Here is a 13,350-nt window from a genome sequence, read left to right as displayed (position 1 = left end):
ATTTCCGGATTTTTCATTGCGCGGAACACAACAACCTTGCTGAGTAAGGAGCGGGCATGGCGGACACACGACCAGGTTTTCTGGACAAGGAGCGGATCATCGCGGGGCCGGGGTTCAACCGGTGGCTGGTGCCGCCGGCCGCGCTGGCCATCCACCTGTGCATCGGCATGGCCTACGGTTTCTCGGTCTTCTGGCTGCCGCTCTCCAAGGCGCTGGCCACTGCCGGCACGGGCGCGACCGCCTGCCCGAAGGACATGAGCTTCTTTGCCGAGCTGTTCGCCACGGGCTGCGACTGGCGCGTGGCCACCCTGGGCTGGATGTACACGCTCTTCTTCGTGTTCCTGGGCTGCTCGGCGGCCATCTGGGGCGGCTGGCTGGAGCGCGCCGGCCCGCGCAAGGCCGGCGTGGTCTCGGCCCTGTGCTGGTGCGGCGGCATGCTGCTGTCGGCGCTGGGCATCCACCTGCACCAGTTCTGGCTCATGATCCTCGGCTCCGGCGTGATCGGTGGCATCGGGCTGGGCCTGGGCTACATCTCGCCGGTGTCCACCCTCATCAAGTGGTTCCCCGACCGCCGCGGCATGGCGACCGGCATGGCCATCATGGGCTTCGGCGGCGGCGCGATGATCGGCTCGCCCCTGGCGGTGGACCTCATGAGGGCGTTTTCCACCCCGACCGACGTCGGCGTGACGCAGACCTTCGTGGTGATGGCGCTGATCTATTTCGTCTTCATGATCGCGGGCGCCCTGGGCTACCGCGTGCCGCCCACGGGCTGGAAGCCGGAAGGCTGGACGCCCCCGCCGCCCTCGGCCAACGCGATGATCACGCAGCGCCACGTGCACGTGAAGCGCGTCTGGGGCATTCCGCAGTTCTGGCTCGTGTGGATCGTGCTGTGCATGAACGTGAGCGCGGGCATCGGCGTGATCGGCATGGCCTCGCCCATGCTGCAGGAAGTCTTCGGCGGCTCGCTCATCAATGTGCCCGCGAAGTTCGGCGAACTCGACAAGGGCCAGCTGGCCGCCATTGCGGCCGTGGCCGGCGGCTTCACCGCGCTGCTGTCGCTGTTCAACATCGGTGGCCGGTTCTTCTGGGCCAGCCTCTCCGACAAGCTCGGCCGCAAGATGACCTACGTGGTGTTCTTCGTGCTGGGCGGCCTGCTCTACGCGAGCATCCCGGGCTCCGCCAGCGCGGGCAGCAAGCTGCTCTTCGTGGGCGCGTTCTGCATCATCCTCTCCATGTACGGCGGCGGCTTCGCCACGGTGCCCGCCTACCTGGCCGACCTGTTCGGCACGCAGTTCGTGGGCGCCATCCACGGCCGCCTGCTCACCGCCTGGGCCACCGCCGGCATCCTGGGCCCGGTCGTGGTGAACTACATGCGCGAGTACCAGCTCGGCCTGGGCATCCCGCGCGAGCAGGTCTACAACCAGACCATGTACATCCTGGTGGGCATGCTGGTGATCGGCCTCATTGCCAACCTCATGGTGCGCCCGCTGGCGGACAAGTGGTTCATGAGCGACGAGGAACTGGCCCACGAGAAGAAACTGGCCCACGAGAAGGCTGTTGCGGCCGAGGTCGGCGCCGGCGCGGGTGGCGGCACCACCAGCCCGGCGCTGGTCGCCTTCGCCTGGGCCGCCGTGGGCATACCGCTCGCCTGGGGCATCTACAAGACCCTGGTGAGCGTGGCCAAGTTCTTCCACTGAACGCGAGGGCCCGGCATGCTGCCCGGAAGCCTCGCGCGGCGGATCCGCGCGGCGGCGCGCGCCCTGGCCGCCATCCACCAGGGCGGCTTCGAGCTGCAGCCCGCCCCTGCGGGCCAGCCGCCCGTGCTGCGCTGCGGCGGCCGCGTCCTGAACGGCGACTTCGCGGCGATCGACCGCTTCACCGCGCAGACCGGCGTGCGTGCCACGGTGTTCGCCCGCCAGGGCGACGACTTCGTGCGCATCGCCACATCGGTGCGCAAGCAGGACGGCGAGCGGGCCGTGGGCACGCTGCTGGACCGCTCCCATCCCGCCTACCGCGCGCTGGCCGCAGGGCACGCGTATGCCGGCTACGCCACGGTGTTCGGACTGCAGAACCTGACGCGCTACGACCCGGTCCGCGATGCGGCGGGCCAGGTGGTGGGCGTGCTTTACGTGGGGCTGGACGTCAGCGGCATGCCCGCGCTGGGGGCGGCGGCGCGCCTGGCGCTGTCGGTGGTGGCCGCGCAGTACGCGATCGGAGCCGTGGCGTGGGCACTGCTGCCGCCGCTGCAGCCGGCCTGGTTCGCGGTGTCGGTGGCCCTGCCGCCGGTCGTCGCGGCCCTGGTCCATGCCCTCGCGCGGCGCGGCATCACCCGGCCCGTGGCCGAGGGCTGCGCCGCTGCCCGGCGCGTGGCTGCGGGCGACCTCACCACGCAGATGCACGTCGATCGCCGCGACGAGGTGGGCCAGATGCTGCAGGCGATCAACGGCATCGGCGTGGGCCTCACCGGCCTGGTCACGCAGGTGCGCCAGGGTGCCGAGTCGCTGCGCGTGGCCACGCGCGAGATCGCGGAGGGCAACGGCGACCTGGCCTCGCGCACCGAGCGGCAGGCGGGCGAACTGAATGCCGCGGCTTCGGCGCTCCAGCGGCTCACGGCCACGGTGGCGCAGAACGCCGGGCACGCCCGGCAGGTGAACAGCCTCATGGGCGGGGTGTCGCAGGCCTCGGCACAGGGCGGCGAGGCCGTGGAGCGCGTGGTGCAGACCATGGCCGGCATGCGCGAGGATGCCCACCGCATCCACGACATCATCGGCATCATCGACGGCATCGCCTTCCAGACCAACATTCTCGCGCTGAACGCGGCCGTCGAGGCTGCTCGGGCGGGCGAGCAGGGCCGGGGGTTTGCCGTGGTGGCGGCCGAAGTGCGCGCCCTCGCGCAGCGCTCGGCCGGCGCGGCGCGGGAGATCCGCACGCTGATCGCGGCCTCGGTGGAGCGGGCGGACGGCGGCAGCGGCCTCGTGGATGCGGCGCGCACGTCCATGCAGGGGATCGCCGGCTCCATCGGCGACGTGACGCAGCTGATCGAAGGCATCGCTGCGGCGAGCGGCGAGCAGAGCCAGGGCATCGAAGGCATCCACGAAGGCGTCGGCCGCATCGAACAGATGACCCAACAGAACGCCGCCCTGGTCGAGCAGGCCGCGGCGGCGGCGCTGCGCATGCGCGAGCAGGCGGCGGGGCTGGCCGACGCGGCCGCGAAATTCCGGACGCCCGCATGAGCCTGCATCACCGGTGCCGCGATAACCCGTCGCTGGCAAGGGCCGGGCCATCGGGCGTAGCCTCCGGGCGATGCGTCCGGCGCGGTTCCGGCGGCCGCGCCGCCTCCATCCGCGATGATTGCATTCCAAGGAGACCATGATGAGCGAACAGAAGATCGAGTTCTACAAAGGCCCGGCGGGAGGCTGGGGGGCGCTCAACAGCGTGAAGAACACCCTGCTGCGTCAGGACATCCCGCTCAAGGGCGCCAAGACACTGCTCTCGGCGAACCAGCCCGACGGCTTCGATTGCCCCGGCTGCGCGTGGCCGGACCGCAACCATGCCTCCACCTTCGAGTTCTGCGAGAACGGCGCCAAGGCCGTGGCGGCTGAAGCCACGGCGCGGCGCGCCGGCCCCGAGCTGTTCGCGCGGCATACGGTGGCCGGGCTGGCCGCGCAGAGCGACTTCTGGCTGGAAGACCAGGGCCGCCTCACGCATCCCATGGTGTACGACGCCGCGAGCGACCGCTACGTGCCGATCGCCTGGGACGACGCCTTCGCGCTCATCGCCCGGCACCTGAACGCGCTGCCCGACCCCGACCAGGCCATCTTCTACACCTCGGGCCGGGCCAGCAACGAGGCCGCCTTCCTCTACCAGCTGTTCGTGCGCGAATACGGCACAAACAATTTTCCCGACTGCTCCAACATGTGCCACGAGCCCAGCGGCAGTGCCATGCGCCCGCAGATCGGCGTGGGCAAGGGCACGGTCACGCTGCAGGATTTCGAGCAGGCCGACGCGATCTTCATCTTCGGCCAGAACCCCGGCACCAACCACCCGCGCATGCTGGGCGAGTTGCGCGAGGCCCACAAGCGCGGTGCCCAGATCGTGAGCTTCAACCCGCTGCGCGAGCGCGGCCTGGAGCGCTTCGCCGACCCGCAGAGCAAGATGGAAATGGCCACCCTGGGCTCCACGCCGATCAGCACGCATTACTTCCAGGTGCGCGTGGGTGGCGACCTCGCCGTGGTCAAGGGCATGATGAAGCATCTGGTGGAGGCCGAGGACCGCGATGGCGGCGTGCTGGACCATGCCTTCATCCGGGAGCACACCACCGGCATCGAGGCGCTGCTGGCAGACCTGCGGGCCGAATCCTGGGTGCTCATCGAACAGGAGTCGGGCCTGTCCGAGGCGCAGATCCGCGCCGCCGCCGAGGTCTATCGCCAGGCCCGCAGCGTCATCGCCTGCTGGGGCATGGGCATCACCCAGCACATGCACTCGGTGGCAACCATCCAGATGATCGTCAACTGGCTGCTGCTGCGCGGCAACATCGGACGCCCCGGCGCCGGGCCGTGCCCCGTGCGGGGCCACAGCAACGTGCAGGGCGACCGCACCATGGGCATCTGGGAGAAGCCCCCGGCCGCGCTGCTGGACCGGCTGCAGGAAGTCTTCGGCTTCGAGCCGCCGCGAGAGCCCGGCGTGGACACGGTGGAGGCCATCCAGGCCATGCTGGACGGCAAGGCGCGCGTGTTCTTCGCGCTGGGCGGCAACTTCGCCGCCGCCACCCCGGATACCTACGAGACCTGGAAGGCGCTGCAGCGCTGCGACCTCACGGTGCACGTGACTACCAAACTCAACCGCAGCCACATCGTTCACGGACGCGAGGCGCTGATCCTGCCCTGCCTGGGCCGCACCGAGGTCGACATGCAGGCCGGCGGGCCGCAGGGCGTGACGGTGGAGGACTCCATGAGCATGGTGCACATCTCCGTGGGCATCAACCCGCCGGCGTCCGGGCACCTGCTGTCCGAGCCCGCCATCGTCGCGCGGCTGGCCGCGGCCACGCTGGGCGCGCGCAGCCGCGTCCCCTGGCTCTGGCTCATCGAGGACTACGCCCGCATCCGCGACAAAATCGAGCAGGTGTTCTCCGATTTCAAGGACTTCAACCAGCGCATCGCCGTGCCGGGCGGCTTCCGCCTGCGCAACACGGCCAGCGAGCGCATCTGGAACACCGAGGCGCACAAGGCCGTCTTCGTGGCCCACCCGGTGCCGCAGGACACGCCGGTGCACCAGGCCCGCGCCCGCACGCGCGACACGGTGGTGTTCACGCTGCTCACCACGCGTTCGCACGACCAGTACAACACTACCATCTACGGCCACGATGACCGCTACCGGGGCGTCTATGGCCAGCGCCGCGTGGTCTTCATCCATCCCGAGGACATCCGCGCGCTGGGCATGAAGGACGGCGACTGGGTCGATATCCAGACCGTGTGGAGCGATGGCCAGGAACGGCGCGCCGACCGCTTCAAGCTGGTGGGCTACGACATCCCGCGCGGCAACCTCGCCGCCTATTACCCCGAGACGAACCCTCTGGTGCCGCTGTCGTCCGTGGCGCTGAACGCGGGCACGCCGACCTCCAAGTCCATCCCTGTCGTGCTGGTACCCAGCGCCGCCGGGGCCGAGACCGCGGTCACGGGCCCGTCCGCCGAAGTGGCGCTCGCCGCCGTCTGAGCCCGTCTTGGCCGTTCCGGACGACGATTTCACCGCTGCGCTGCTCGCGGCGCTCGCCGAGTTGGATGCGCCGCAGGGCGTGTCCCTGCCGCGCCTCGCCAAGCGCCTGGAGCAGCCCGGCAGCGCCGTGCTGCGCCGCCTGCACCTGCTCGGCGACGCCGTGCTGGGCGGCATACCGGGGCCGGGATGGGTGCGCGTGGCCCAGGATGGCGACCGCTGGCTGGCCCGTCTCACCGAGGCCGGGCGCGTGCGGGCGGCCGGCAGGGCGGCCGATGAGGTGGCCCATGGGGTGGCCGATGCATGCACCATGCCGGCCGCTGCCGGTGGCCCGGATGCACGGGGCGACGAGGATCGCGAGGGCGATGGGGCGCCAGCCGCGCCCGTGCCGGAGCCTGTGGTGGCGCGTGCCGTGCAGCGCCATGCCGGGGCGTCCGGCAACACGCCGGGCGCTGCCGGGGCACCGCCTGCGGGTGCCCTGGCCTGGCAGGACGATGCCGTGGCGTCGGAAGTGCCCGTCGCTCTGGTCTTCAACGGTCTCTCGCACGCCGTGATGATGGCCACGCCCTCGGACCTGCAGGCCTTCGCCCTGGGCTTCGCGCTCAGCGAGGGGCTGATCGACACGCCCGCGGACTGCCGCGGCATCGAGGTGTTCTCGCGCAGCGGCCCGCAGGCCGGCGGCGGGGGCGCGGCCTGCGAGGTGCACCTGGAGATCGCCACGCGCTGCTACGCGCGCCTCAAGGAGCGGCGTCGGGCGCTGGCCGGCCGCACGGGCTGCGGCCTGTGCGGCATCGACAGCCTGCAGGCGCTGGACCTCGTGCCCGAACGCGTCCGCACGCGTCCCTGGGCCGCGGCGCTGCCGGCTGGCGTGGTGCTGCGCGCGGTGGCCGCCATGCCGGGCCTGCAGGTGCTGAACGCCACCGCGGGCGCCCTGCATGCGGCGGCCTGGGCCACGCCGGAGGGCGAACTGACCGACCTGCTGGAGGACGTGGGCCGCCACAATGCCCTCGACAAGCTGATCGGCCGCCTTGCGCTGCAGGGGCGCTCCGGCGAGGACGGCTTCGTCGTGATGTCCAGCCGTGCCAGCTACGAACTGGTGCGCAAGTGCGCCCGGCTCGACATTCCCCTGCTCGCCACCGTCTCCGCGCCGACCTCCCTGGCCGTGGACCTGGCGGCCCAGGCCGGCATCGCGCTCTGGGGCCTGTGCCGCCCGCCGCGCGCGGTGCGCTACACCGCCAGCGCGGATTCCTGAACGGCGCGGTACCTGTCTGCCGCACGGCGGGCGCCGCGCGCGGGCATGCGGATTGCCAGACCCGGAGACGGGCTGCGGCGCCGCGTTGGCGCTCCGGTTCGCCTTTTCCTTCAGGAGGCACGTCCCTTATGGCAACCCCATCTTCCGATTCCCGTCCGCCATCCCCTTCCAGCCCGCAGCCGCCGGGCGGCCGGCCCGGCCGCGATCCGCTGTCCTTCGGTATTTCGGTCGCGGGCGAGGAAGACCCGGGCGCGGCGTTCGACAATGAGACGCCGCAGGCCAGCGGCCCGGCCGGCGCGGCGCCGCAGCCGGGCGCATCCGACCAGCCCGCAGGGCATGGCGGACGCGATCCACGCCCGGCCATGCCCCCGCTGGCGCCGGGCGACGAAGCCGCACCCGGTACCCCCGGCACGGGCGAGAACCTCTGCCCCGCCTGTGGCGGCACGGGCCGGCGTGCAGGCGCGCCCTGTACCGAGTGCGCCGGCACCGGCCGGGTGACCGTCGGCATCGGCGGCGCCTGACCGGCGCGTCGGCCACCGTGGCCCTGAGTTCCTGGACGACGGGCGCGCAGCACGCCCCTGCAAGGCCGGGTGCCCCGGCGCGGCGGAGGGCTGCCGCGTTTGCGCTAAGGTAGCCGCCCATGACCTCCCTGCCGCCCTTCATCCAGCTGGGCTGGCGCATGCTCCGGCGCGACCTGCGCGCGGGCGGCCTGCGCCTGCTCACCGTCGCCGTGGCCCTGGCCGTCGCGGCCCTCACCTCCGTGGGGTTCTTCTCCGACCGCCTGCAGGGCGGGCTGGAGCGGGACGCACTGCAGCTGCTGGGCGGCGACGTGGTCATCGCCAGCGACCAGCCCACGCCCGAGGCCTTCATCGACAAGGCGCGCACCCTGGGGCTGCGCGGCGTGACCACCATCGGTTTTCCCACCATGGGGCGTGCGGACGATGCCCAGGGCGGCGCCAGCCGGCTCGTGGCCCTCAAGAGCGTGGAGCCCGGCTACCCGTTGCGCGGCAGCCTGCAGACCGCCGATGCGCCGGGTGCGCCTGCGGCGTCCACGCGTGACATCCCGGCGCGCGGCGAGGTCTGGGTCGATCCTGCACTGCTGGAATCCCTGGGCCTGAAACTGGGCGATCCACTGCTGCTGGGCGACGCCCGCCTGCGCATCGCGCGCACCATCGCCATCGAGCCCGACCGCGGTGCCGGCTTCATGAGCTTCGCGCCGCGCGCCATGGTGAACGCTGCCGACCTGCCCGCCAGCGGCCTCGTGCAGCCGGCCAGCCGGCTCACCTACCGCTTCGCCGTGGCCGGCGACGCGCCGGCCGCCGTGCAGCAATACACGGCCTGGGCCGCCGAGGCCGTGCAGGCGCCCGGCGTCCATGGCGTACGCGTGGAGTCGCTCGACAGCGGCCGCCCGGAAATGCGCCAGACGCTCGACCGCGCCCGCAAGTTCCTCAGCCTCGTGGCCCTGCTGGCCGCGCTGCTCTCCGCCGTGGCCGTCGCCCTGGCCGCGCGCGGCTTCGCCAGCGACCACCTGGACGCCGCCGCCCTGCTGCGCGTGCTCGGGCAGAGCCAGCGCGGCATCGCGGGCGGCTACGTGGTGGAGTTCGCGCTGGTGGGCCTCTTCGCCAGCGCCGTGGGCGTGGCCCTGGGCTATGCGGTACACCACGTCTTCGTGCTGCTGCTCGCCGGCCTCGTCGAGGCCACCTTGCCCGCGCCCAGCCCCTGGCCCGTGGCCTTCGGCTTCGGCATGGGGCTCACCCTGATGATGGCCTTCGGCCTGCCGCCCGTGCTGCAACTCGCCCGCGTGCCGCCGCTGCGCGTCATCCGGCGCGACCTGGGCGCCCTCAAGCCCGCTTCGCTCGCCGTGCTCGGCGTGGGCGTGGCCGGCTTCGCCGCACTGTTGCTGGCCGTGAGCAGCGACCGCAAGCTCGGCCTCATCGCCGTGGGCGGCTTCGCGGGCGCGGTGGTGCTGTTCGCGCTGCTCGGCTGGTTGGCCGTCAAGGTGCTGCGCGCCAGCGTCAACGAGGCCACCGCCCCGCGCTGGCTGGTGCTGGCTACGCGCCAGATCGCCGCCCGCCCCGTCTATGCCGTCGTGCAGGTCAGCAGCCTGGCCGTGGGCCTGCTCGCCCTGGTGCTGCTCGTGCTGCTGCGCACCGACCTCATCGACAGCTGGCAGCGCGCCACCCCCGCCGATGCGCCGGATCGCTTCGTCATCAACGTCATGCCCGACCAGGCCGACGCCTTCCAGGCCGCGCTGCGCGATGCGGGCGTGCGCCGCTACGACTGGTTCCCCATGATCCGCGGCCGCCTCGTGGCCATCAACGGCCGCGAGGTGGGCCCGCAGGACTACACCGATGACCGCGCAAAACGCCTCGTGGACCGCGAATTCAACCTTTCCAACGCCGCGAAGGCGCCGGAACACAACACCGTGGTGGCCGGCCACTGGACGGAGGGCGCTGCCGGCGAGATCAGCGTGGAAGACGGCATCGCCGACACCCTGGGCCTGAAGCCGGGCGACACCCTGCGCTTCGACATCGCCGGCGTGGCCAGCGAGGCGCGCGTCACCAGCCTGCGCAAGGTGGACTGGAGCTCCCTGCGCGCCAACTTCTTCGTCATGTACACCACCGACCGCATGCCGCCCGAGCTGCCCGTCACCTACCTGGCGGCCTACCGCGCGCCCGCCACGCCCGGCTTCGACAACCACCTGGTGCAGGCCTTCCCCAACATCACCAACGTGGACATGGGCGCCACCCTGGCCCAGGTGCAGCGCGTGCTGGGGCAGGTGGTGCGGGCCGTCGAATTCCTGTTCGGCTTCACGCTCGCGGCCGGCCTCGTCGTGCTCTTCGCGGCCGTCACCGCCACCCGCGAAGAGCGCGCCCGCGAATTCGCCATCATGCGCGCCGTCGGCGCCCGCGCCAGCCTGTTGCGCCAGGTGCAGCGCGCCGAGCTGGCCGGCATCGGCCTGCTCGCGGGCTTTCTGGCCAGCACCGTCGCCGTCGCCGTGGGCTGGGCCCTCGCGCGCTACGTGTTCGACTTCCAGTGGACCGCTTCCCTCTGGGTGCCCCTGGCTGGGGCCCTTGCGGGGGCGCTGCTGGCGCTGGCTGCGGGGTGGTGGGGCCTGCGGGAAGTGCTGCGGCGGCCGGTGGTGGAGACGTTGCGGCGGGCGGCGGAGTGATTGAATCGACAAGTGAGTGATTGAGTGAGAAGAAGGAGGGCAGGGCACGGATCGACCGGATGAGGGCCCGCGGCCCGCAGGAGGATTCAGCGAGGCGTGCCATAGTCCGCGGATGACGATGATCGATCCTTCTTCTTTTCCCCAAGACCCGGCCTCCGTTTCCAATCCCGCTCCCGCTGCGGCCCCGTCACCGACAGCCTCTGCCGAGGCGGCGGAGCAGCTACTTCCTGCCGCCACGCCCTTCGACTGGATCGGCGGCGAACCCGCCGTGCGCACCCTCGTGGACCGCTTTTACGACCTGATGGACCTGGAGCCGGCCTACCAGGAATTGCGCGCCGCGCACGGCACCACCCTGGCCGATGCGCGGGACAAGCTTTTCTGGTTTCTCTGCGGCTGGCTCGGCGGGCCGGACCACTATATCGAACGCTTCGGCCACCCGCGACTGCGCATGCGGCACATGCCGTTTTCCATCGGCATCAAGGAGCGCGACCAGTGGGTGGCGTGCATGGACCAGGCGATGGGGGAAACCGGCGTGCCCGAGGCGCTCCGGGTGAGGCTGCGGGAGAGTTTCATGGGGACGGCGGATTGGATGAGGAATCGGGGTGGGTGAGTGGCCTGCTATTGCGCTCAGCAATATGTTAGTTCCTTGTCTCCTGTAGGGCCGTCTGCCGGATTCGCTTGGGGCACCAAGAGGGAGGCGGCTTCAAGCACCCAATCTTTTCTTGATGTTTTCGAGCTCGCGCTTTAATGCCACAACGTCTGGGTTACCGCTTCGAGTGGTTTTGGTATGGATCCATTTTCTATTTGCGAACTGGCTTACTGCCCAGCCTAGTTCGTTGAGATCGGAGAATTTTATTTCTAATGATCTTCGGTTGAGGTTTTTCGAGTCGCGAAGAAGATTATTTTCTATGAAGAAGCTTGCTATTATTTTTTTGGCTGATAGAGGAATATGTTCGTGCGCTGTTTCGGAGATGAAAAAATTATCGCTATTGGAATCAATGAAATTGGTAAAAGCGCGCTGATGAGTTGCGCTGTACTCTTTTCTCAATATTGCAAGTGTCTTTTGAGCATGTTTCTCATAGCTGCCAGATGGAACCTGAACGAAGTGGGCTTTGAGGGGGAAACCAAAAAATACTTCGCCGCCGAAGAAAATGTCGTGATCTTGATACTTGATTAGATATCCCTCGTAGCCATCGAAAAATTCTGGACCATTCAATACCTTGAATTTATGTTCTTCGGATTTCAGCAAGCCGAGCAATGAGCTTCCATTAGCAATATGTGGAGCGATCGCCTGCAATGAAATATGGCCATATTTGAATGTGTTTCTTATCGGATCTTGGGTTGCTATGTTGGAGATTTCTTGCTCCAAATCCAGGGCGTATGTTCCAAGTACAGCAGCTTCCTCCGGCGAAGAGCACAAGATGCCTGAAACTCTGAAAATAAAACTCTTGATAAATATTTGCCCTTGATCCGGTAATTCTTCGATGTAGAGCTGGGTTAGGAACGGCGGCGTGGAAATGGTATGCTCTTTTATCAATGGTCATCTCTCTTCACTTTGATGGCATTTCGGAAATCATTGCCGTTTTATTTTTTTTCCTGTTGATCAGAACTATCTCGCAATGCTTCTTGTGAGAGAACTCTGTAAACCTGTCCTGCAAGTGGATGTGGTCCGTTTCATTAAAATCCATTTCGTGAGCAGAGTTAATGAAAAATAGCCCTATTTTGCGCAAAGTGTCTGGGTCGGCAGATATGGCGATCTCATGAGTCTTAAACGATATTGCATCATCCTTGGATGTGGCGTACAGCTGGAATTTGTTGATTTTCATTTGTCAAAATTTGGAGTGCGAATGCTTTAAGCTTCTCGGCAATTTCCATAGCTTCCTCCGCAGAAATCTCTACAGGATCACTGTCTCTGGTGACTGCTTTTAGATGTATTGATGATTCTTGTTCAATCCAAAAATTTACTTCTCCGTTGTTTGACTCGAAGAATGTTTGCTCGTCAATCTTGTTTTGCACATCCTTGTCCTGTAGCGGCGCTCTGTACGGGTGAATATTTTTCACCTTTCCTGGCCATATCTGTGTATGCACTGAAGCTCAAGTAACCTCAAGATTCGTAGAGGTTATTGGTGAAGGGAGTGGGATTCCGGCGATCTGCGATTTTCCGTTCAAGCGTGAGTGTTCGGAAAAATAAAGATAGAAATAAAGTATCTGGCGAATTACGCAATATTTCTTGTTATTATTGTGTATTCTTCTTGTGAAATAGTCGGTCCCCATCCGTCCCCTCTTGGTAAAAGATTCAAGATGGCTGCGTCAATTGATTCGCGGTTTGTGAGATTGGTTGCGCTTAATAATTGTAGGAGAAAAGATCGAGATTCGCTGTGATCGCTTGTGTAAAGGGCGCACAGTCCAATTTCTGTTGAGTAGTCGGTCACTTGGCTCGCTAGGCCGTTTAGCTCTTGATCTATTTTCTTGAAGCTCTCGGGGACGGGATCGCCTCTGCCATTAATTGGCAGGGTTGCTCCGACATTTTCCCACTCTAGGAGATTGTCCTGGATCAAGATTGATAGCTGATGAAGTACTAAGGCATCAGTGTCTTTGGTCATCTTTCCTTTTTCTTTGAAGAATTGATGAGTAATTAAACCTCCGAGTGCTTGTAGTGAGCGTGTAGTTAAATTTTTAAAAAATTTTTCATTGAATGAATTATTTTCTGCAAAAGACTTTGATGTTGGTGGTAAGCTTTGTAAAATCATCTGCAATAACTCCGTGGGTTTTGCATTAAGGTGCGGGTATTACTTTGAAGAAAAACGAGGAAGATTTGATTTGCTAAATTGAAATTGCCAATTAAATTAATCAGGTTAAATTGCGCCGATAGTCAAGCAGATCTTCCTATAGGGGCGATCCCAACTAGAGGGTGTTATGAACTTCCCGCTGCGGCCAGCACCCGCGCGGCGGCGGGCAACATGAGCACTGCAAACACCAGGAAATGCAGTCCGCTGAGCACTTCGGGCAGCCGCTCATAATCCCGAGAAAGCCTGCGGAACCTCGCCAGCCAGCCGAAGCTTCGCTCCACCACCCAGCGCCGCGGCAGCAGCACGAAGCCCTTCTTCGCCTCGGGCAGCTTCACGATCTGCAGCTCGATGCCGTTGTCCCGTGCGGCCTCTGCTGCCGCCTCGCCCATGTAGCCTTGATCCGCCCAACCCCGCTTCACCGAGTGGCC

12 protein-coding genes are annotated in these 13,350 nt (G+C 66.6%); 7 read left to right on the top strand and 5 right to left on the bottom strand.

All coding sequences use genetic code 11. The features are described from left to right. The first annotated feature begins 56 nt into the window (after positions 1–56). The 7 genes from BLR05_RS12965 to BLR05_RS12935 all read left to right on the top strand — a co-directional run bounded on the left by BLR05_RS12965 (position 57) and on the right by BLR05_RS12935 (position 10,743). Positions 57–1,697, top strand: coding sequence for an OFA family MFS transporter (locus BLR05_RS12965; RefSeq protein ID WP_092834876.1), 1,641 nt, complete (start codon positions 57–59; stop codon positions 1,695–1,697). A 15-nt stretch (positions 1,698–1,712) separates the two neighbouring features. Then, complete coding sequence (locus BLR05_RS12960) at positions 1,713–3,233, top strand: methyl-accepting chemotaxis protein (RefSeq protein WP_092834875.1); 1,521 nt, start codon at positions 1,713–1,715, stop codon at positions 3,231–3,233. 139 nt (positions 3,234–3,372) lie between these two features. Then, positions 3,373–5,712, top strand: coding sequence for an FdhF/YdeP family oxidoreductase (locus tag BLR05_RS12955; RefSeq protein WP_092835045.1), 2,340 nt, complete (start codon positions 3,373–3,375; stop codon positions 5,710–5,712). 7 nt (positions 5,713–5,719) lie between these two features. Further along, the gene (gene fdhD, locus BLR05_RS12950; protein WP_092834874.1) at positions 5,720–6,961 is read left to right on the top strand and encodes a formate dehydrogenase accessory sulfurtransferase FdhD; all 1,242 of its coding nucleotides are present in this window, start codon (positions 5,720–5,722) and stop codon (positions 6,959–6,961) included. Between the two features lie 128 nt (positions 6,962–7,089). Continuing rightward, positions 7,090–7,482 carry a hypothetical protein gene (locus BLR05_RS12945; protein WP_092834873.1) on the top strand — a complete coding sequence of 131 codons (393 nt, stop codon included), beginning with the start codon at positions 7,090–7,092 and terminating at the stop codon, positions 7,480–7,482. A gap of 119 nt (positions 7,483–7,601) precedes the next feature. Next, a complete protein-coding gene (locus BLR05_RS12940; RefSeq protein WP_092834872.1) occupies positions 7,602–10,133 on the top strand; it encodes an ABC transporter permease in 2,532 nt (843 codons plus the stop codon). A gap of 112 nt (positions 10,134–10,245) precedes the next feature. Further along, positions 10,246–10,743 carry a group II truncated hemoglobin gene (locus BLR05_RS12935; RefSeq protein ID WP_225978963.1) on the top strand — a complete coding sequence of 166 codons (498 nt, stop codon included), beginning with the start codon at positions 10,246–10,248 and terminating at the stop codon, positions 10,741–10,743. Between the two features lie 93 nt (positions 10,744–10,836). On the opposite strand, the gene BLR05_RS25890 is transcribed toward BLR05_RS12935, so the two are convergent. From BLR05_RS25890 to BLR05_RS12925, 5 genes are all read right to left on the bottom strand, one after another. Then, positions 10,837–11,670 (bottom strand): hypothetical protein, encoded by an 834-nt coding sequence (locus BLR05_RS25890; RefSeq protein ID WP_143015910.1) that lies wholly within the window; start codon positions 11,668–11,670, stop codon positions 10,837–10,839. Positions 11,671–11,683: 13 nt separating this feature from the next. Further along, positions 11,684–11,959 carry an Imm32 family immunity protein gene (locus tag BLR05_RS27750; RefSeq protein WP_152034229.1) on the bottom strand — a complete coding sequence of 92 codons (276 nt, stop codon included), beginning with the start codon at positions 11,957–11,959 and terminating at the stop codon, positions 11,684–11,686. Continuing rightward, complete coding sequence (locus BLR05_RS12930) at positions 11,916–12,149, bottom strand: hypothetical protein (protein WP_208606013.1); 234 nt, start codon at positions 12,147–12,149, stop codon at positions 11,916–11,918. The genes BLR05_RS27750 and BLR05_RS12930 overlap by 44 nt, the downstream gene beginning before the upstream one ends. 200 nt (positions 12,150–12,349) lie before the next feature. Next, entirely contained in the window at positions 12,350–12,883 is a 534-nt protein-coding gene (locus tag BLR05_RS25885; RefSeq protein WP_143015909.1) for a hypothetical protein, read from the bottom strand. Between the two features lie 164 nt (positions 12,884–13,047). After that, positions 13,048–13,350, bottom strand: a 303-nt coding sequence (locus BLR05_RS12925; protein ID WP_143015908.1) for a transposase, incomplete at its 5' end; no start/stop codon positions are given.

It is taken from the genome of Paracidovorax cattleyae (genome assembly GCF_900104515.1).
GTDB lineage: Bacteria > Pseudomonadota > Gammaproteobacteria > Burkholderiales > Burkholderiaceae_C > Paracidovorax > Paracidovorax cattleyae.
The sequence above is the reverse complement of the archived record's forward strand: the minus strand, read 5'-3'. Positions and strand labels throughout refer to the sequence as shown.

Bases quoted from the DNA above. Each gene is read 5' to 3' on its own strand.
- BLR05_RS12940 (WP_092834872.1), top strand. From the start codon at position 7,602: ATGACCTCCCTGCCGCCCTTCATCCAGCTGGGCTGGCGCATGCTCCGG.
- BLR05_RS12960 (WP_092834875.1), top strand. From the start codon at position 1,713: ATGCTGCCCGGAAGCCTCGCGCGGCGGATCCGCGCGGCGGCGCGCGCC.
- BLR05_RS27750 (WP_152034229.1), bottom strand. From the start codon at position 11,959: ATGAAAATCAACAAATTCCAGCTGTACGCCACATCCAAGGATGATGCA.
- BLR05_RS12935 (WP_225978963.1), top strand. From the start codon at position 10,246: ATGACGATGATCGATCCTTCTTCTTTTCCCCAAGACCCGGCCTCCGTT.
- BLR05_RS12965 (WP_092834876.1), top strand. From the start codon at position 57: ATGGCGGACACACGACCAGGTTTTCTGGACAAGGAGCGGATCATCGCG.
- BLR05_RS25885 (WP_143015909.1), bottom strand. From the start codon at position 12,883: ATGATTTTACAAAGCTTACCACCAACATCAAAGTCTTTTGCAGAAAAT.
- BLR05_RS12955 (WP_092835045.1), top strand. From the start codon at position 3,373: ATGAGCGAACAGAAGATCGAGTTCTACAAAGGCCCGGCGGGAGGCTGG.
- BLR05_RS12945 (WP_092834873.1), top strand. From the start codon at position 7,090: ATGGCAACCCCATCTTCCGATTCCCGTCCGCCATCCCCTTCCAGCCCG.